We start from the raw sequence: 18495 nt of genomic DNA, 5'->3' as shown, positions 1-18495 counted from the left end.
CCTCTTTTTACAATAAACAGATTACGCTCCGACCTCGCCGTCTAAACGCAATATTGAATGTTCCGGGGAGGAATCGGCGGCATCTATGACCGGTGAGCCAGTTTTTGTAAATGCTGGATATCAAATCCTTGCCGATCGCGATCCTATGGTTCAGAAATCAACGGTGATGAATTTGGATGAAAAAACAAAGTTGCTGGAAACCAGCTTGGAACGCGCGGCAAACGAGATGGGTGATATTACCGGTCCCGTGATGGCACGATATTATGAATTGCATCCCGATGCGCGCACCTCCTTTCGCGAGCATGGGCTTGGTAACACCGCAAAACTGGAAGCAGAAATGGTAGAAAGCGTGGTTTATTGCCTGATGAACTGGCTTGAGCGGCCGCAAGAAATCCGTATCATGTTTGGCAGCACCGTTCCGCATCATGAAGAAACCCTGAAGGTAACCAGCGATTGGTTCCGTGGGCTAGTCGATGCTGCTGTGTATATTATTACCAAAACCATTCCCAATGCACAGCAGGACGAACATACTCTTTGGAAAGAGATACATCTAGGCGTCAATGCTTTGATTGCAGACGCCCGATATTGAGCTGTTCCACCTATCTTGAGTTGTCAGAAACAGGTGACAGCGATCAATTACAAATGCTATCGGTTTCAAATGAAAGCAAATCCTCTTCCAGAAAGCGCAATATTGGAATCAGCAGCAGACTTGTCGCTGCTCGAACGCACGGAAACATGGTCCAAAGTCAATAGCGGAACCACCAATCTGGAAGGTTTGAAAATCGTTGCAGGACAACTGGCAGACGCGTTTTCTGTTTTACCAGGCGACATCCAGTTGATTGATCCCGATCCGGTTGAAGCGGTGCGGCCAGACGGCTCCGTTAATCAGGTCCAGCGCGGCCAGCATCTCCATGGTTCTATCCGTGCCGAAGCACCAGTAAGGATATTGCTCACTGGTCACATGGACACAGTTTTTGCAGCGGATCACCCATTCCAACACCTCAAATGGATTGAGGAAGGCGTTTTAAACGGTCCTGGTGTTGCCGATATGAAGGGCGGACTTTCCGTGATGTTAGGGGCGCTGCAATTGTTGGAGCAAAGCGAGTACGCCAAAAATATCGGTTATGACATCATGATCAACAGCGATGAAGAAGTGGGTTCCGCCTCCTCCGCCGCGCTGATCGAACGATGCGCCAAGGGCAAGGTCGCCGCGCTCACCTACGAACCCGCCCTGCCCGATGGGACCTTGGCTGGCGAACGCGGTGGCAGCGGCAATTTTTCGATCATCTTCACCGGCAAAAGCGCCCATGCCGGCCGTAACCCGGACGAAGGTCGCAATGCGCTGGTCGCCGCAGCTGATATGGCTATACAATTGAAAGCCCTGCACCGTGAGGGACTGAGCGTCAATCCAGCCAAGATTGAAGGTGGCGGACCGAATAATGCAGTCCCCGATCACGCCATCTTGCGGGTGAACTTCCGCCCCAAGTCAATTGCCGATCAGGAAGAGGCGCAAATCACTCTTGATAAACTGGTTGATATTATCGCGCGCGGCCATGATCTTGACGTGCATTGCCATGGCGGTTTTGGTCGTCCGCCAAAACCGATCGATCCACAATCCGAAAAGCTTTTCCATTTGATTAAAAGCTGCGGTGCTGAGCTTGGGCTGGAAATAAACTGGCGTGGCACAGGCGGGGTTTGCGACGGCAATAATATTGCCGCTTGCGGTGTGCCCGTTGTTGACACAATGGGGGTCCGTGGCGGCGCCATTCACAGTTCGGATGAATTTCTGATCGCTGACAGTCTGGTCGAACGCACACAACTATCAGCGCTGGCAATTATGAGGATTGCAGCCAAGGGGGCCTTATGAGTTTCAGAATTCGGGCGGCGCGGGTCGATGACCTGCAGCATTTGTATGAAATGGCAAAGCTTACTGGCGGTGGTTTTACCAACCTGCCTGCCGACAAAGACAGCCTTACAATCAAGCTGGGCCGTTCGGCCAAAGCGTTTGACAGGACCAGCGAGGAACATGGGGATGATCTGTTCGTGATGGTTCTCGAAAATATCGAAACCGGTGTGGTACGCGGGACATCACAGCTGTTCACAATGGTCGGGCAAAGCTGGCCCTTTTATTCCTATCGCTTGAGTACTTTATCACAGACCAGCAAGGAACTGGACCGGACATTCCGTGCGGAGATGCTGACACTGGTAACCGATCTGGAAGGCGCCAGTGAAGTTGGCGGCCTGTTTCTGCATCCCGGTGAACGCGCCGGCGGGCTGGGTATGTTGCTCGCACGCAGTCGCTATCTGTTCATAAAGGAACACCGCTCGCGTTTCGGCGATCGGCTGTTTGCAGAATTGCGCGGCGTAATTGATGAAGCGGGTGGATCGCCTTTCTGGGATGGCCTTGCCGGGCGCTTTTTCGGCATGGGTTTCCAGGAAGCGGACTATTTCAATGCCATTCACGGCAACCAGTTCATCGCCGACCTGATGCCCAAACACCCAATTTACACCGCGATGCTTAGCGAAACGGCGCGCGCAGCCATTGGCATCCCCCATCCCAATGGTCGGGCAGCGATGCGGATGCTGGAAAATGAGAATTTCTCTTATGATGGCTATGTCGATATTTTTGACGGTGGTCCGACAATGATCGCCAAGACCGACAATGTGGCCAGCGTGAAAAATGCCAAATCGGACGAAATTGTCGCCATTACTGCTTCAGGAGCAGGCCTTAAGTCGATTATCTCTTGCGGCAGGCTTCATGATTTTCAGGCTACTTACGCCTTTGTTGGCGAAGCTGAAGGCGGTGTGACTATTGACGAAGATGCCGCAGCCAGCCTGGGCTTATCGGTCGGCGATATGATCGCCCATATTCCAAGGTAATCAACATGGCAAAAGTTCAGGAAATCAATTTCGACGGAATTATCGGGCCGAGCCATAACTATGCTGGTCTGAGCCTCGGCAATATCGCATCCTCTACCAATGCCGGAGAGGCATCTTACCCTCGCGAGGCAGCCTTGCAAGGCCTAGCGAAGATGCGGCACAATATCGAGCTCGGCTTGACGCAGGGATTTTTCATGCCGCTGGATCGACCCAATATCGGTTGGCTGAATGCACTTGGAACGCAGATTAGCAGCGCAGAACCGCACATAAGGGCAGCGGCTTATTCCGCTTCGTCCATGTGGGCTGCCAATGCCGCCACCATTTCTCCGGCACCGGATGCGATTGATGGCAAGTGCCATCTGACGGTTGCCAACCTGCAAACCATGCCGCATCGCAGCCACGAATGGCCCGGGACGCTTGCACAGCTTCAACTTGCTTTTGCCAATCTAGAATATTTCGCCGTTCACGGCCCGGTCCCCTCCCCCTTTGGCGACGAAGGCGCAGCCAACCATATGCGTTTATGTGTTTCTCATGGAGAAACAGGGGTCGAGATATTTGTTTATGGGCAAAGCGGTGGTCCTTTTCCCGCTCGCCAGCATGTCGAGGCCAGCAAAGCCGTAGCGAGAAAGCATGGCCTGGACAGCGGCCGCGTGATTTTTGCCCAGCAGTCGGAAAAAGCTATTGCCGCCGGCGCCTTTCACAATGATGTGGTCGCCGTTGCCAATGAAAATGTGCTGTTCGCGCATGAAGAGGCGTTTGAACATCGGGAAGAACTTTATGCTGAAGTGCAGCGCAAATTTCCGGAAGTCGAAATCATTACGGTACCGGCAGCCAAGGTCAGTTTGGCAGACGCGATCACATCCTATCTGTTTAATGCCCAACTGGTCACGCTTCCTGACAATGGTGGCATGGCACTGATTCTCCCGACCGAGGCGAAAGCAACACCAGCGGTCTGGACCTATCTTGAGGACCTGGTGGCGGGCAACAGCGCGATCCGGACGTTGTGCCCCGTCGATGTTCGCCAATCGATGGCCAATGGTGGCGGCCCAGCATGTCTGCGCCTTCGCGTTGTCGCCGATCCTGACACAGTTGATCCGCGCTTTATGGCGACATCTGAAAAACTGGATGTAATCGCTGAAGTTGTCGAGCAATTTTGGCCAGATACCATTGCTCCTGATCAACTGACGGACGATGCATTGCGCGAAAAAGTCCAGATTGCGCGCAATGAACTTCTCAAAGCCTGCGCGTTGATCGAACTCGATGCATAGAAATCGATCCACAACTGTCGAATTAACTTACAGTTAACCATGTTCGACTTTGCAAAAGCCCCACTTTTCTGGGATTGGCATAGCCCTTGCTGCATATCAAAGCATGTGGAGAAAATTCAAAAGACTGTTCATCATAAAGACCAAATTTGAGGCATTCCTGATTGTTTATGCGCTCGCCACCGGTGCCGTGGCGCGGGGTCAGGATTATCTCGTGCAATATCCAGGATTTGGCGGAAAGCTTTTATTCCTTGCATGCACCGGAGCAGTTTTCATGGCCGGTGCCAAGATGATCGAAGCAATTGATTATCACCGAACCTATGGTCAAGATTATTGACGGATAGAGTTTACCCCAGAAGTTAAGGGGATGAGCATTTGTGGCTCGTCTCTCGCTATTTGTTAAAGTAGAGGGTTTCTGTTGCACGGCACCCTCCAAGAAACTTGAAGTGGTGAGCTTCTGTTGCTCGGTGCTCACCAAACCGCCGGTATCCCTTCTGTTGCCCGGTGGGTCCAACCGCGCTTTAACTTCTTAAGTTACAACCGTGAGGTCGATGGCTTAAGCCGCTACTGCGAGTGCTTCGTTATCGTTTGCACTTATAGTTTTTGAGCAATCACGGCATACTCAGGCCGGGTAAAAATAATGCTTTTCAACACACGTCGATCCTGGTTCGGCCCCATCAACCAAGATGCCCTAAAACATCCCAAATGGTGGAGCCGCCGGGTACTGCCCCCGGGTCCGTTGTGCCTATTGCACATCACAATTTATCACCATAGTCCGCCGAAACAGACAGGCCCTATATAGGCGCTTAATTCTGAATGAAAAGAGAATGACGCAAAAATATAGGCGTGGATATTGCCATCCACACCTATAGGTATTGCTTCTAAATTGTTGAATTAGAGCTTATTTCTTCAGGCTATCCCGAATTTCGGTCAGCAAATCAATTTCGCTTGGACCGGAAGCTGCTTCCTCTTCCTTCTTCGCTATGGCTTTATTGGCATAACGGACGATTATGAAAATGATAAACGCCAGAATGATGAAGTTGATTACAACTGTAAGGAACTGACCCCAACCCAACATCGGAACACCCGCTTCTTTCAATGCCGCATAGTCGGTGGAACCGGCCAGTTCAGCTGGCGGAGTACCAAGCAGAATGAACATGGTTGAAAAATCCGGAGCGCCAAAAATCGCGCTCACCACCGGCATGATCACATCTTCTGTCAGCGATGTTGTGATGGTCGCAAAAGCAGCACCGATGATGACCGCAACTGCCAAATCCAGAACATTGCCTTTCAGGACAAAGTCTTTAAATTCTGAAAACATATTACTACTCCTCTTCCCCGTAAGATGGTGGTTAAATGCCCGAAAAGCTCTGATTTGTCGAGGGAAGTCATTGCATTCGCCTGTTTTCGTACCTATTTTTACATTTGATGAGGCGATCAATTGAAACGTGGGAGAAAATCAACATGCGTGGCAAGTTAACCAAATTTTTGATGGTACCGGTTTTGGCATTAGCGCTCAGCGCTTGCGGCATTAACAGCGTGCCAACAGCTGAGGAACAGGCGAAAGCCAAATGGGCCGACGTCGAAAGCACCTATCAACGCCGCGCTGATCTGATCCCTAATCTGGTTGAGACCGTCAAAGGTTTTGCTGCGCAGGAACAAGACACGCTAACCGCCGTGGTTGAAGCGCGTGCCAAAGCGACTTCCATTCAGGTCAGCGCCGATGATTTGGGCGATGCATCAAAAATTCAGGAGTTTGCGGCAGCACAGGGTGCTTTGTCACAAAATCTTGGCCGTCTTTTGGCGACTGTAGAGGCCTATCCTGACCTCAAGTCCAATCAGAACTTTCTGGCCCTGCAAAGCCAGCTCGAGGGCACGGAAAACCGCATCAACGTGGCGCGCCGCGATTATAATGAAGCAGTCCGGCAATATAATACGACCATCCGGACCTTCCCCGATATTATCGGTGCAAAGATCATTCACGGCGCAGAACCGATGGAACCGTTTACCGCCACTACCGAAGGCGCCGATGAAGCTCCAACGGTGGCGTTTTAAACCATAATGCGATATTTCTCCCACAACATTGTCGTGTCAATTTGGGCTGCCGCGATTTTGTCGATCACGGCCCTTTCGACTCCTGCAGCAGCTCAGAGCTTTCCTGAACTAACCGGCCGCGTCGTGGACCAGGCGGACTTGCTCGATCCGGCGCAAGAGTCAGGCATATCTGCCAAATTGGAGGCTCTGGAAGCAAATTCCAACCGACAGTTGGTGGTCGCCACGGTGTCCAGTTTGGAAGGATATGATATTGCCGACTATGGCTATCAGCTTGGGCGGAGTTGGGGCATTGGACAGGATGGTGATGGCGAAGCGGAAAAAGACAATGGTATCATATTGCTTGTTGCGCCGAACGATCGGAAAGTCCGGATAGAAGTTGGCTACGGACTGGAAGGCATCATGACCGATGCGCTTTCCAGCGCAATCATTCAAAATCATATCCTGCCACAGTTCCGTGACGGCAACATGCCGGCTGGCATTGAGACCGGTGTAGATCGGATCATTGCACAGTTGACCCTGCCAGAGGAACAGGCGCGCGCCGTGGCGTCACAGGCGGCGGCCGTGCAACGCGAACGGTCGAGTGACGGCGAAGGCGGACTGATTATTTTCTGGATCGTTGTTGGCATCGTGATAATCGCGATGTCCATCTCCAACTCTCGCGGTGGACGGCGTTATCGAGGCGGTGCTGGTCCCGTGGTTATCTGGGGCGGTGGCAGTTCCAGTGGCTGGGGTAGTTCCAGCGGCGGATTCAGCAGTGGAGGTTTTGGTGGCGGTGGTTTCAGCGGCGGTGGTGGCAGCTTTGGTGGCGGCGGCGCTTCGGGAGGATGGTAGTGCAAAAAGTGAACCAGCTATCTGAAGCGGACCACAAACTTGTTACAACAGCTGTTAGCGAGGCTGAAAAGTCCACAGACGGAGAGATTGTAACCATCGTCACCGATCTGTCGGACAAATATCATGACGCTGGTTTACAATGGGCAATGGGCATCACGTTCTTTTTCTTGTCCACATTGGCGGTATTTCCGGCGTTTTATCAATCGATATTAACGGGGCTGTTCGGCGGTTGGGAGCAAGACCTCACTACAGCAGGCGAACAAATGGCGATTCTTTTCATCGCCAGCGTCACGCTGTTCTTGATCATGCGCTATCTGTTTGCATGGATGCCGCTCCGGCTTGCTGTCACGCCCAAAAGCACCAAGCAGCGCCGCGTACGCAAACGAGCAATTGATTTCTTCAAAGTAGGTGCAGAACGTCGCACCATGGGATTGACGGGGATATTGATTTACGTTTCCCTAAAAGAACATCGCGCGGAAATTGTTGCCGATGATGCCATTGCCGAGAAAGTATCTCCTGAAGTCTGGGGCGAAGCGATGGTTGCGTTGATTGATGAAATTCGTGCCGGCCGTCCCGGTGAGGGCATGGCTGCGGCCGTTCGGCATGTTGGCGTGGTGTTAAAAGAGCATTTCCCCAAAACCGATCACAACCCTAATGAACTGCCAGATCGATTGATCGAACTTTGAGTATCGACGACGCGGAATCCCCCATCGAAACCATGTGGGAAGGCCGTTTCATCACAGCCAAAAAGAAAGGCCGCTGGGAATATGTCTCGCGCAGCCGGGGGATTCGCGCCGCTGTCATTTTGGCCGTGGATGATGGCCATGTCTTGTTGGTTGAACAATATCGCGTTCCGCTTGGCAAAAATTGCATTGAGTTACCCGCGGGCTTGGTGGGCGATCATGATGACAATGGTGACGAAGATGCTTCCGTAGCAGCCATCCGGGAGCTGGAGGAAGAAACCGGCTATCGTGCAGAAATCATGGAAGACCGTGGAGAGTTTTATTCATCTCCAGGTATGGTTTCCGAGAGCTTTTCCCTGTTCCACGCGAAAAATTTGACCAAAACCGGACACGGCGGTGGTGTCGACGGTGAAAACATCATCGTGCACCGCGTGGCATTGGATGGTCTAGCCGAGTTCATCGACCAAAAGCGCAACCAGGGCGCGGCTATCGATGTTAAAATGTTGCTGTTTCTTCAACCAAAATAGGCAGATATCCTACCGAAAATTATCCGCATAGGCTTGAATTTTCAATGTCTTGTTTGGCGTTGGCACGACCGAATAAGCAATCCCATATTTGTCGGCATAGGCCGTTGCTGCATCAACACTCGGAAACGTCATCCGCACTTGCCGCTGCGTATCGCCAGATCCTGCCCATCCGGTCAGGGCATCAGGCTTGCGGGCTTCTGATGGTTCAAATTCCAGCACCCATTTGTCGGTCAGAGCTTTACCCGATTGCATAGCATTCATCGGGTTCTGGTATATCCGCGCGGCCATCCATAATTTCCTTCGTTGATGATCGCTTCAATAAGCGCGTGAAATGGCAAATTCAACTGCTTCAGTCATCGCAGCTTTTGCTTTACCCGATGGAAAGGCGCCAAGGGCATCAATCGCACGCTGACCATAGTGACGTGCACGTGAAATTGTATCGTCTATCGCGCCGGTTTTCTTGAGCAGGTCTGTGGCAAAACCAAGGTCATCATCCGAGGTTTTGTGGCCGATAATAGCATCTTTCCAAAACTTGCGATCCGCATCGTTTCCGCGCGCGTAGGCAAGAATTACGGGCAGAGTGACCTTTCCTTCACGGAAATCATCGCCAGCATCCTTGCCCATGGTTTCGCTGTCGGAGGAATAATCAATCGCGTCATCGACAAGCTGGAAAGCTATGCCCAAATTTCGGCCATAGGAATCCAGCGCTAGTTCGGATTCTTCATCCCGTTCCGCAACAACGGCCGAGATACGGCTTGCGGCTGCAAAAAGTGCGGCGGTCTTGGATCCGATAATATCAAGATACCGATCTTCACTGGTGTCAATCTTGCGTTGAGCGGTCAGTTGATTGACCTCCCCTTCGGCAATTATTGCCGATGCGCTGGACAGGATTTTCAAAACTTTCAGCGAACCATCTTCCACCATCAGTTCAAACGATCGGCTGAACAGAAAATCGCCCACCAATACCGTGGCCGGGTTGCCAAACACCAAATTGGCAGTTGTTTTCCCGCGCCGGAGATCGGATCCATCAACCACATCATCATGCAATAATGTTGCGGTGTGAATAAATTCCACCGCTGCCGCCAGTTTGAAATGTCGATCCCCCTCATAACCGATCAATTTAGCAGCCGCTAATGTCAGCATTGGCCGCATTCTCTTGCCGCCGCCAGCAATCAGATGGCCTGCCAGTTTTGGAATCAGGGGAATCTCTGACTGCATCCGATCCAGAATGACGCTGTTGACTTGATTCATATCGCTCGCGACCAGCGTCATGAGCGGTTCTAGCGACGGGGTGGCTTCTCGCCCCAATTGATGGACAGTTGCAGACATGTTGCAAGCGATGTGGCAAGGGAACCGGTATAAGGCAAGTGAAATCAAAACATCAGCAAGTGAAGTTTGCAAAACTTGCGGGCAAGTCTATCAAGCAATGAATCTGTAAACCAAATCAGGCAGCTACCCATGGACGAAAAGCTCAAGCAATATCGCGAAAGCATCAACAATATCGACGCCGCCCTGGTGTTCATGCTGGCAGAGCGTTTCAAGGTCACGCAGGCTGTTGGTGAGTATAAGGCGGAGAATAACCTACCGCCGGCTGATCCTTCCCGCGAACAGGAACAAATTGCCCGATTGCGCCAACTCGCAAGCGATGCCAATCTTGATCCGGAATTTTCCGAAAAATTTCTGCGCTTCATCATCGACGAAGTTATTCGCCATCATGAACAGATCCGCGAAGAGGCTAGCTAGTCGGTTGTATCTGGGATTTGGGTAGGCATAGCCGCACCAACAGTCCGCCCAAATCTTCACTTTCTTCCAAGGACACCCGGCCGTGATAAATCTCGGCCACATCGCGGACGATGGCCAGCCCCAAGCCAGTTCCGGGCTTGCCGGTATCAAGCCGCGCTCCGCGATCAAATATGCGCTGGCGTTCTTCAGCCGGTATGCCGCGACCATCATCCTCAATCAGCAATTCAACAAACTCATCACTGGTTTCGACAGTGACGAAAACACTGCCTCCGCCATATTTGGCAGCATTTTCAACCAGATTGCCGATCATTTCATCGAGGTCCTGTCGTTCAACAGAGACCACCGCATCCTGATCTCCGTCAATGTCAATGCGGACATGCTTGTAAAGGCGTCCAACAGCCCGTTCCACCGCCTGCAGACTTGACCATACACGAGAACGGCTATGAGCATGCCCACGACGACCAACTGCGCGTGCGCGCGCAAGATGATGATCTACCTGACGTCGCATAACGCCGGATTCTCTGATCACTGTATCTGCCAAATCGTCGGCCTTGGCGGTTGCGCTGTTCATAATTACTGTGAGCGGGGTTTTTAGCGCGTGAGCGAGATTGCCGGCATGCCGCCGCGCTTCCTCAGCCTGTTTTTCGTTATGGTCTAGCAGCTCATTGAGCTCATCAACCATCGGCGTTACTTCAACCGGCATCGGTTCGCTAACCCGTTTTTGCTCACCATTCCGCATCTCGGAAATTGCCTTGCGAATCTTTCGAAGCGGCCAAAGGCCATAGAGTGTTTGCAGAGCGGCCATGCCGATCAACCCAAGTGCCAGCAGCAGAAAACTATTGACGAGGATTGAGCGAATTTCGCTTATCTGCCCGTCCAAACCGTCCCGGCTTTGCGCCACCAGAAACGCCCATTTTACTTCAGAATCCGGCAGTATAATTGTTCTTTCCAGAACCCGTAGCGGCTCATCAGGAAACTGATTGCTGTCATAGACATGAGTTTCCGGATCGTCATGTCTCAGCTCCGCCTCCAAGCTACGATCCCACAAGGAGCGCGAATAAAAGTCATCATGGCCCTGGCCGCTAATCTGCCAATAAAGGCCACTATTAGGCTCAAGAAACCGCTGATCCCCTAAAGGTCGATTGAGAAAAACCTCTCCATCAGGGCCGATTTCGGCCGACGCGATCATCGCGGTCAGCACATATTCCAATTGATTGTCGAAATTGCGGGTGACGGCATTCACCAAAACCCGGTCAAGCGCAACACCACCGCCAAAAAGCAGAACGATGATCCAGGCGGCCGCAATGCCGATCATCCGGCGACTCAATGACCCGGTAGTTTGCGTGCCTAACGGGCTTTTTGGCTGGATAACCGCTTCGTCAATAGGAAGGTCTATTTTACTCGTTTCATTCAGCTGTCGGGATCCTCAAGACTATAGCCCAGCCCCCTGATGGTCGAAATGACATCCGCACCCAATTTCTTGCGGATGCGCGTCACAAAAACTTCGATTGTATTGGAATCGCGGTCGAAATCCTGATCGTAGATATGTTCGATCAACTCGGTGCGAGACACAACTTTTCCCTTATGATGCATAAGGTAGGATAGCAGTTTATATTCTTGTGCCGTCAACTTAACCGGGCTGCCGTCAAGCGTCACCTTGCCGGAACGCGTGTCCAGCCGGACATCACCCGCTGTCAGCTCCGAAGATGCATTGCCTGATGCACGCCTGATGAGCGCTCGCAAACGCGCGATCAGTTCTTCTGTCTGAAATGGTTTGGCCAAATAATCATCGGCCCCAGCGTCCAATCCGGCAACCTTGTCTGACCAGCTATCTCGCGCGGTCAAGACCAGGACGGGGAAATTGCGATCTTCCTTACGCCAGCGATCCAAAACCGTCAGACCGTCAATTTCGGGCAGGCCGAGATCGAGAATAACCGCATCATATTCTTCCGTTGACCCCATGAAGTGGCCATCTTCGCCGTCGGTGGACAGGTCAATCGCATAGCCATTGCTTTCCAGCGTCGATTTTAGCTGCTGACCCAATGTGGGTTCATCTTCGACTATCAGCACGCGCATAAAGTTACTCCAGAAAACCGTTTGTCATGATGGTGTAGCTATATCACCATCATTAAATCCCACAATGATAAAGACAAAACGGCTCAGCACCGTCAAAAGGAAAAATAAAGCGGCTTAGCGGCGCTCACGCAATATGGCACCTGTTCTGCCATCGACGTCTACAAACACAACGCGGCCATTCTCGATAAATTTCAGCCGATAAATCTGTGCTGATGGATCATATTCGGGGCCAAGATACTGGCTACCCGCCATTCTGGGCAAAACCTTGTTCTCTATGGAGCGCAAAGACTTCCCTTTGCCCGCCATCATCTGGGCGCGAGCGGCTTTTTGTTCATTATCCCGCTGCACAGCCTGAACCGGCACCGCAGTGACAGCAAAAGCCGCAAAAGCCAAAAGCCCGGAAAAGATGCATTTTTTTAACATGGTCAGACTCTTAGCTATTGCGCTTTTAACATCAGGTGAACGGTCAGTTCAGCTCCCAGCTTAAAAGCTTAACGAGTCATTTCATAGCTTATGTTGAGCGTAACCGATGTGCCCACTTGCCCCGGCGCGATGGGCACAGATTCGTCCCGCATAGCCATAGGTGGCGGTGCTGGCATCGGACCTGGTGAAACACTGCTAATCCCTTCGGCAATGGAAAGCACACGGACACCGCTATAGCCAGATGCCTTGGCATAGTTTTCTGCTTGTTTCCTGCCATTTACGAGCGCCCGTTCGCGTGCCATTTTCTTGAGGCTGCTTTCATCATGGATGCTGAAATAAGGCCCGTTGAGGTTTGTAGCACCGCCAGCGCTTACCAATGCATCCAATATGGTGCCAAGCCTGTCGATATTGCGAACTGTTGCCTGAACCTGATTGGAAACGCGATAACCCACAAAACGATTGGTTTCATTTGCCCGGTCATATCGATAATCAGCGTTCAGGTTGATTCCGGTTGTTTGAATGTCTTTCTCGGCAATTCCCAGCGATCTCAATTTATCAATGACCTTTTTGGCCTGACTCGAGTTTTCGCGCAGCGCCTGTGTTGCGGTCGGCGCTTTGGTTTCCACTCCTGTGCTAAAAGTCGCCATGTCGGGACGGCTATCGACCCGTTCTGATATGCTGATTTCAACAACTGGGTTTTGAGCCATGATCTGGACGTCGGCAGCGTGCGCGACATGGCTGCTCGCCATAAGCATTGCAGTCGCGACAGATATTCCAGCATGTTTCATCATAATTCCTCCGATAATTTCCAACGTCAAGAACCCTGCTTTGTCTCGAATCTTGTGCCCCGAAGGTGATCAGCAGTGAAGTATCACATGGTTTTGTGAAAAGGTAGCTTGAGGAAATGAGCGCTTGGCCCTAACGCGCAAGAGCAATGTCACAACCGCCCATTTTTTCATATGAACAACTCTCCCTCCATCAGGGCGAAGGTTGGCTCTTCAAAGACCTGAACCTGCATGTCGGGCCGCGTGATCGGCTCGCGTTAATTGGCCGCAATGGAGCAGGAAAGACAACTCTGCTGCGATTAATCGCTGATCAAATTGAAGCGGACAAGGGCAAGCGGATGATCCAGCCCGGAACACATATCGTGATGCTGGAACAGGAACCGGATTTTACACCGTTCACAACCCTGCTTGATTTCGCTCTATCCGGCAGCCCCGGACCCGCAGAATATGAAGTAAAATCCATCGCCGATCAATTATCAACAGACCTTTCCATTCGCGCGGACAAAGCCAGCGGAGGAGAAAAGCGGCGGGCAGCTATTTGTCGCGCTTTGGCTCTTGAGCCCGACTTACTGTTGCTGGACGAGCCAACCAACCATCTTGATCTGAGCGCTATTGACTGGCTGGAAGATTGGTTGAACCGATATAATGGCGCCTTCATCACTATATCGCACGACAGGACGTTTTTGACCCGTCTGACCAAACAAACGATTTGGCTCGACCGTGGTGCACTCCGCCGTCAGGAAATCGGCTTTGGTGGTTATGATGCCTGGATGGAAAAGATCCATGCTGACGAAGCCCAGGCCGCGCACAAGATCGATGCAAAACTGAAATTGGAAGCACGCTGGTTGGAACGCGGCGTGACCGCAAGGCGCAAACGCAATCAAGGACGGCTTGAAAAACTCTATCAAATGCGGGCGCAGCGTGCGGCCATGATTGGACCAGCGGGCACCGCCAACCTTAAAGCGCAAAGTGATGATGTCCGCACGAAATCAGTGATCATGGCGGAAAATATTTCCAAGGCATTCGGTAATGGGGACGAAAAGCGCACGATTATCCGTGACTTTTCTCTGCGTATCCAGCGAGGAGATCGTATCGGCATTGTTGGCGCCAACGGCGCGGGCAAGACAACTTTGCTGAAAATGCTGACTGGTGAACTGGAACCGGACAGCGGTTCGGTCGTGCTCGCCAAAACGCTCAACGGGGTTTATATTGATCAACAGCGGCGTTTGCTGGAAGGCAATAAATCCGTTCGTGACGTTTTGGCCGATGGCAGCGATTGGGTTGATGTCCGCGGCGAGAAAAAACATGTCCAGGGGTATCTGAAAGAATTTCTGTTCGCACCTAGCCTGATTGATGCCAAGGTTGGAACATTATCCGGTGGCGAGCAGTCGCGATTGCTGCTCGCTCGCGAATTTGCCCGCATGTCAAATTTGCTGGTGCTTGACGAACCGACCAATGACCTGGACCTCGAAACACTGGATTTGCTGCAGGAAGTCATCGCTGATTATGACGGTACAGTGCTGTTGGTCAGCCATGATCGCGACTTTCTTGACCGTACCGTGACAGTCACCTTGGGTCTCGATGGCAGCGGTAGGGTTGATATTGTTGCCGGGGGTTATGCCGAATGGGAATCCAAACGCAAGGAAGATGGGGCTACCAGGGTTAAAAGCACCAACAAGCCGATTGGAACAAAACCTGCAGTAAAATCGAGTAGTCCGTCTAAAAAGCTAAGCTACAAAGACCAGCGCGATTACGACTTGCTGCCGGCCCGCATTGAAGAGATTGATACGCGCATGACCGAAATCGCAGTCTCGCTGTCAGATCCCGACTTATATACCAAGAATATTGACCAGTTTGAAAAGCTGACAAATGAAAACACGGCTCTGATCGACGAAAAAGAAGAAGCCGAAATGCGGTGGCTAGAGCTTGCAGAAAAAGTCGAACAACTCCAAAATTAGCGATCACCTTATCCAAAGACGAAGGATATAGGCGACCGCGCCCAAGACCGATATACTCATAGCCCAAATCGCGGCCATCCATGCCAATCGCTTCCATAGCGGCGCGTCATCGGCTGTCTCATTGTCTCTGGGGGACACTAGTGATAACCCTCGTTCCCCACCTTGCCGCGGAAAACCCAATAGGCCCAGCCAGTGTAAACCAGGATTAGTGGCACAGTGATCGCCACCCCGACCAGCATGAATATCTGGCTGCTCTCGGGCACCGCTGCATCCCAGATCGTTATCTGATCAGGAACGATATAGGGGAACATCGAAATACCCAGGCCGGCCATGCCAAGAAAAAATAGTCCCAATGAAATCAAAAAGGGCGCAGCTTCCTGTTTTTTGTACAATCCTCTAAATAGAAAGTAAGTCAGGATCATGACCAGCAATGGCACTTGCGCGGCGAACAGAATGTTGGGCATTTCAAACCAGCGCGTCCAATATTGTCCGTCGAGAAAAGGCGTATACAGACTGACGGCAGCCATCAGAGCAAGTGTTGCAAAGGCGGCTGGTTTTGCCAGACGGTAAGCCGTATCCTGTGCGTCATTTTCCGTTTTCCAAATGAGCCATGTTGCACCCAGGAGCGCATAGCCAGCCACCGTTCCGACACCCGTCAGCAAAGTGTAAGGTGTGAACCAGTCGAACCAGCTTCCTGCATAGGCTCGATCAGCCACCTCAATTCCCTGCAACAACGCGCCCAAAATCATGCCTTGGGAAAAGGCCGCAAGAAAAGAGCCGCCGGTAAAGGCAAAGTCCCAAAAGGCGCGATGGTCAGGGTCGCGCCAACGAAATTCGAATGCGACCCCGCGAAACACCAAACCCAGAAGCATGACGATGATCAAAGGATAGGTGGCAGGCAAGATAATGGCGTAAGCTAGTGGAAACGCAGCCAGCAAACCTCCGCCGCCCAATACCAGCCACGTCTCGTTACCGTCCCAAACCGGCGCTATGCTATTCATCGCCTGATCGCGCGCTTCGCCCACTTTAAATGCTGGAAACAATATACCGATGCCGAGATCAAATCCGTCCATCACGACGTAGGCAAAGACGGCAAAAGCTATAATGAAGGCCCAGATGACAGTTAAATCCATAACCCTACTCCGCTGTTTTCGTTTCGATTGCCTGGACATTTTGCTGCGCTGGGCCGGGCGTTATTCCGGCAGTTCGTACAGGGCCGGTCTCGGTTGATTTTACGCCTTTCTCTCCAACCTGCGGAGTCTTGCTCATCAAGCGCATAATGTACCAGGTGCCCACGCCAAAGACGAAGAAATAGACGATGATGAACGCGATCAGTGAAGCTGCCACCGCAGGCGCCGCCAGGGGTGACACGCTGTCGGCTGTGCGCAATAATCCATAGACTGTGTAAGGTTGACGCCCAACCTCCGTTGTAATCCATCCGGCGATCACGGCAACAAATCCCGACGGAGCCATGATGAGTGCGGCCTTGTGCAACACTGACCAATCATAAAGCTTTTTGCGGTATCGGGCGAAAAGGCTCCATAGACCCATGCCGAGCATGGCAAAACCAATTCCGACCATGATCCGGAACGACCAGAATACCATACCCACCGGCGGCTCGTCGGCATCAGGAATGGTATCCAGTCCATCCAAAGGCGCATTTAAATCATGTTTTAGGATCAGTGATGAGAGTTTGGGTATCTCAATCTTATAATCTACGCGCTTTTCGTCGCTGTTTGGGATCCCGAACAGGATCAGCGGCGCGCCATCTGGATGGCTGTCATAATGACCTTCCATCGCCATTACCTTGGCCGGCTGATGCTCCAACGTATTGAGCCCATGCAAGTCACCGGCAAAAATCTGAATCGGTGCAACCAATGCCGCCATCCACATGGCCATCGAGAACATCTTGCGCGCATGGGCGTTGGCCTTGTCCTTGAGCAAATGCCAAGCACCAACCCCGCCAACAACAAAAGCGGTTGTCAGATATGTCGCCATCAAAGTGTGGAATAACCGGTAGGGGAAACTAGGATTAAAGACGATATCCCACCAGCTATCGCCAGGAACAAATTGGCCATTGGCTGCAATTTCATGACCGGTTGGCGTCTGCATCCAGCTGTTCACGCTCAATATCCAGAAAGCAGAAATAAACGTGCCGATCGCAACCATCAGTGTAGCAGTGAAGTGCAGCTTCTTGCCCACCTTGTTCATACCAAACAGCATGACACCTAAAAATCCGGCCTCGAGGAAAAAGGCTGTCAGCACCTCATATGCCATAAGCGGCCCAATTACAGGTCCAGCCTTATCAGAGAAAACGGCCCAGTTTGTGCCAAACTGGTAGGACATGACAATGCCAGAGACGACGCCCATGGCAAAGGTCACAGCAAAAATCTTTATCCAGTATCTGAACAAATCCATGTAGATTTGTTTGCCCGTTTTAAGCCACAGACCTTCCAGCACAGCCAGATAACTTGCCAACCCTATTGAGAAGGCAGGAAATATGAAATGAAAGCTAACCGTGAATGCAAATTGTATGCGGGCCAACAACACAGCGTCAAACTGATCAAACATCGTCGATTGTCCCCTTTTTGGGTGGATCGAAATTCAAATGTGTGGCTGCTAAATAATGATCACATCGCTCTTTCACAATGCTGCAACACTTGATAACTAGCACGTTACAGTTGCATGTCATGCAACCATTAGCAAAAAGCCGGGTACCGATATGAACATCCTAAAGTCGACACTATTTGTTGCAGCCATAGCAATCGCAAATCCGGCATGGGCTCAATTGGAGGGATTCAAGACCGGCCCCGTTTTTGAAAAGTATGGACCTGTCGCTGAGGTTCAATCTGATGTGACGCTTGCTAAGGACACGCAGTTCAAGATTGCCTTTGATGTTGCAAAAAAGGCCGAACCCGGCGAACTGAACCGCGCGATTGAGAGTGCCGCACGCTTTATCAACATGCATGTGGCCGCTGGATTGCCTGCGGAAAATATCAAGCTCGCGATTGTTGTCCATGGCGGCGCATCACATGATCTTACCCGAGACGCTATATATAGTGCCCGCAATGATGGAGCGACCAACGGCAGTGCGATTGCCATCGCCAGCTTGCAAGAACACGGCGTCGAGTTTCGTCTATGCGGCCAAAGCGCAGCCGCACATAAAATTGCAAAATCGGATTTGTTGCCCGGCGTAAAAATGGATCTTTCGGCTATGACCGCTCACGCTTTATTGCAGCAACAAGGTTACTCGCTCAATCCATTCTAGG

General features: G+C 51.7%; 22 protein-coding genes and 1 other RNA gene. 12 read left to right on the top strand and 11 right to left on the bottom strand.

The genetic code is table 11. The annotated features are described in order from the left end of the window. The first annotated feature begins 85 nt into the window (after positions 1 to 85). From ACO6S1_RS14095 to ACO6S1_RS14075, 5 genes are all read left to right on the top strand, one after another. Positions 86 to 589, top strand: a complete 504-nt coding sequence (locus tag ACO6S1_RS14095) for a hypothetical protein (protein WP_422343267.1) — start codon at positions 86 to 88, stop codon at positions 587 to 589. 69 nt (positions 590 to 658) lie between these two features. Next, on the top strand, positions 659 to 1867 hold the full coding sequence (locus ACO6S1_RS14090; protein WP_422343266.1) for a hydrolase: 1209 nt from the start codon (positions 659 to 661) through the stop codon (positions 1865 to 1867). Continuing rightward, a complete protein-coding gene (locus ACO6S1_RS14085) occupies positions 1864 to 2880 on the top strand; it encodes an arginine N-succinyltransferase (protein ID WP_422343265.1) in 1017 nt (338 codons plus the stop codon). The genes ACO6S1_RS14090 and ACO6S1_RS14085 overlap by 4 nt, the downstream gene beginning before the upstream one ends. A gap of 5 nt (positions 2881 to 2885) precedes the next feature. Then, positions 2886 to 4148 (top strand): N-succinylarginine dihydrolase, encoded by a 1263-nt coding sequence (locus ACO6S1_RS14080; RefSeq protein WP_422343264.1) that lies wholly within the window; start codon positions 2886 to 2888, stop codon positions 4146 to 4148. Positions 4149 to 4251: 103 nt separating this feature from the next. Further along, positions 4252 to 4482: a hypothetical protein gene (locus ACO6S1_RS14075; protein WP_422343263.1), complete on the top strand. Its 231-nt coding sequence runs from the start codon at positions 4252 to 4254 to the stop codon at positions 4480 to 4482. 146 nt (positions 4483 to 4628) lie between these two features. On the opposite strand, the gene ssrA is transcribed toward ACO6S1_RS14075, so the two are convergent. Both ssrA and mscL read right to left on the bottom strand, forming a co-directional pair. Further along, positions 4629 to 4972: a transfer-messenger RNA gene (gene ssrA / locus ACO6S1_RS14070) on the bottom strand. Between the two features lie 74 nt (positions 4973 to 5046). Next, the gene (mscL, locus tag ACO6S1_RS14065) at positions 5047 to 5466 is read right to left on the bottom strand and encodes a large conductance mechanosensitive channel protein MscL (RefSeq protein WP_422343262.1); all 420 of its coding nucleotides are present in this window, start codon (positions 5464 to 5466) and stop codon (positions 5047 to 5049) included. A 143-nt stretch (positions 5467 to 5609) separates the two neighbouring features. Here mscL and ACO6S1_RS14060 point away from each other — a divergent pair, with 143 nt between their 5' ends. From ACO6S1_RS14060 to ACO6S1_RS14045, 4 genes are read left to right on the top strand one after another with little or no spacing between them, the layout of a single operon-like run. After that, on the top strand, positions 5610 to 6200 hold the full coding sequence (locus ACO6S1_RS14060; RefSeq protein ID WP_422343261.1) for a LemA family protein: 591 nt from the start codon (positions 5610 to 5612) through the stop codon (positions 6198 to 6200). A gap of 6 nt (positions 6201 to 6206) precedes the next feature. Then, on the top strand, positions 6207 to 7031 hold the full coding sequence (locus ACO6S1_RS14055; protein WP_422343260.1) for a TPM domain-containing protein: 825 nt from the start codon (positions 6207 to 6209) through the stop codon (positions 7029 to 7031). Then, the gene (locus tag ACO6S1_RS14050) at positions 7031 to 7717 is read left to right on the top strand and encodes a TPM domain-containing protein (RefSeq protein WP_422343259.1); all 687 of its coding nucleotides are present in this window, start codon (positions 7031 to 7033) and stop codon (positions 7715 to 7717) included. The genes ACO6S1_RS14055 and ACO6S1_RS14050 overlap by 1 nt, the downstream gene beginning before the upstream one ends. A gap of 32 nt (positions 7718 to 7749) precedes the next feature. Next, positions 7750 to 8241 (top strand): NUDIX hydrolase, encoded by a 492-nt coding sequence (locus tag ACO6S1_RS14045; protein WP_422346196.1) that lies wholly within the window; start codon positions 7750 to 7752, stop codon positions 8239 to 8241. 9 nt (positions 8242 to 8250) lie between these two features. On the opposite strand, the gene ACO6S1_RS14040 is transcribed toward ACO6S1_RS14045, so the two are convergent. Continuing rightward, entirely contained in the window at positions 8251 to 8529 is a 279-nt protein-coding gene (locus ACO6S1_RS14040; protein ID WP_422343258.1) for an ETC complex I subunit, read from the bottom strand. 27 nt (positions 8530 to 8556) lie between these two features. Beyond that, complete coding sequence (locus ACO6S1_RS14035) at positions 8557 to 9570, bottom strand: polyprenyl synthetase family protein (protein ID WP_422343257.1); 1014 nt, start codon at positions 9568 to 9570, stop codon at positions 8557 to 8559. A 129-nt stretch (positions 9571 to 9699) separates the two neighbouring features. Between ACO6S1_RS14035 and ACO6S1_RS14030 the strand changes: the two genes are divergently transcribed. Continuing rightward, positions 9700 to 9984 carry a chorismate mutase gene (locus tag ACO6S1_RS14030; protein WP_422343256.1) on the top strand — a complete coding sequence of 95 codons (285 nt, stop codon included), beginning with the start codon at positions 9700 to 9702 and terminating at the stop codon, positions 9982 to 9984. Here ACO6S1_RS14030 and ACO6S1_RS14025 read toward each other — a convergent pair. The 4 genes from ACO6S1_RS14025 to ACO6S1_RS14010 form a co-directional block, all read right to left on the bottom strand. Beyond that, positions 9977 to 11299 carry a sensor histidine kinase gene (locus tag ACO6S1_RS14025; protein ID WP_422343255.1) on the bottom strand — a complete coding sequence of 441 codons (1323 nt, stop codon included), beginning with the start codon at positions 11297 to 11299 and terminating at the stop codon, positions 9977 to 9979. The genes ACO6S1_RS14030 and ACO6S1_RS14025 overlap by 8 nt on opposite strands. A gap of 95 nt (positions 11300 to 11394) precedes the next feature. Next, positions 11395 to 12060: a response regulator transcription factor gene (locus tag ACO6S1_RS14020; protein ID WP_229956320.1), complete on the bottom strand. Its 666-nt coding sequence runs from the start codon at positions 12058 to 12060 to the stop codon at positions 11395 to 11397. 114 nt (positions 12061 to 12174) lie between these two features. Beyond that, positions 12175 to 12483 (bottom strand): hypothetical protein, encoded by a 309-nt coding sequence (locus ACO6S1_RS14015; RefSeq protein ID WP_422343254.1) that lies wholly within the window; start codon positions 12481 to 12483, stop codon positions 12175 to 12177. 68 nt (positions 12484 to 12551) lie between these two features. Then, positions 12552 to 13274, bottom strand: a complete 723-nt coding sequence (locus tag ACO6S1_RS14010; RefSeq protein ID WP_422343253.1) for an SIMPL domain-containing protein — start codon at positions 13272 to 13274, stop codon at positions 12552 to 12554. 143 nt (positions 13275 to 13417) lie between these two features. Between ACO6S1_RS14010 and ACO6S1_RS14005 the strand changes: the two genes are divergently transcribed. Next, positions 13418 to 15226, top strand: coding sequence for an ABC-F family ATP-binding cassette domain-containing protein (locus tag ACO6S1_RS14005; RefSeq protein ID WP_422343252.1), 1809 nt, complete (start codon positions 13418 to 13420; stop codon positions 15224 to 15226). Positions 15227 to 15229: 3 nt separating this feature from the next. On the opposite strand, the gene ACO6S1_RS14000 is transcribed toward ACO6S1_RS14005, so the two are convergent. From ACO6S1_RS14000 to ACO6S1_RS13990, 3 genes are read right to left on the bottom strand one after another with little or no spacing between them, the layout of a single operon-like run. Beyond that, complete coding sequence (locus tag ACO6S1_RS14000; RefSeq protein WP_422343251.1) at positions 15230 to 15364, bottom strand: DUF2474 domain-containing protein; 135 nt, start codon at positions 15362 to 15364, stop codon at positions 15230 to 15232. Beyond that, positions 15364 to 16359: a cytochrome d ubiquinol oxidase subunit II gene (cydB, locus tag ACO6S1_RS13995; RefSeq protein WP_422343250.1), complete on the bottom strand. Its 996-nt coding sequence runs from the start codon at positions 16357 to 16359 to the stop codon at positions 15364 to 15366. Before cydB ends, ACO6S1_RS14000 begins: the two co-directional genes overlap by 1 nt. A 4-nt stretch (positions 16360 to 16363) precedes the next feature. Beyond that, positions 16364 to 17797, bottom strand: a complete 1434-nt coding sequence (locus ACO6S1_RS13990; protein ID WP_422343249.1) for a cytochrome ubiquinol oxidase subunit I — start codon at positions 17795 to 17797, stop codon at positions 16364 to 16366. Positions 17798 to 17948: 151 nt separating this feature from the next. Between ACO6S1_RS13990 and ACO6S1_RS13985 the strand changes: the two genes are divergently transcribed. Continuing rightward, positions 17949 to 18494 (top strand): DsrE family protein, encoded by a 546-nt coding sequence (locus ACO6S1_RS13985; protein WP_422343248.1) that lies wholly within the window; start codon positions 17949 to 17951, stop codon positions 18492 to 18494. The last annotated feature ends 1 nt before the right edge of the window (position 18495 follow it).

Origin of the sequence: Parasphingorhabdus sp. (assembly GCF_965233695.1) — a bacterium.
Classification (GTDB): domain Bacteria; phylum Pseudomonadota; class Alphaproteobacteria; order Sphingomonadales; family Sphingomonadaceae; genus Parasphingorhabdus.
The sequence above is the reverse complement of the archived record's forward strand: the minus strand, read 5'-3'. Positions and strand labels throughout refer to the sequence as shown.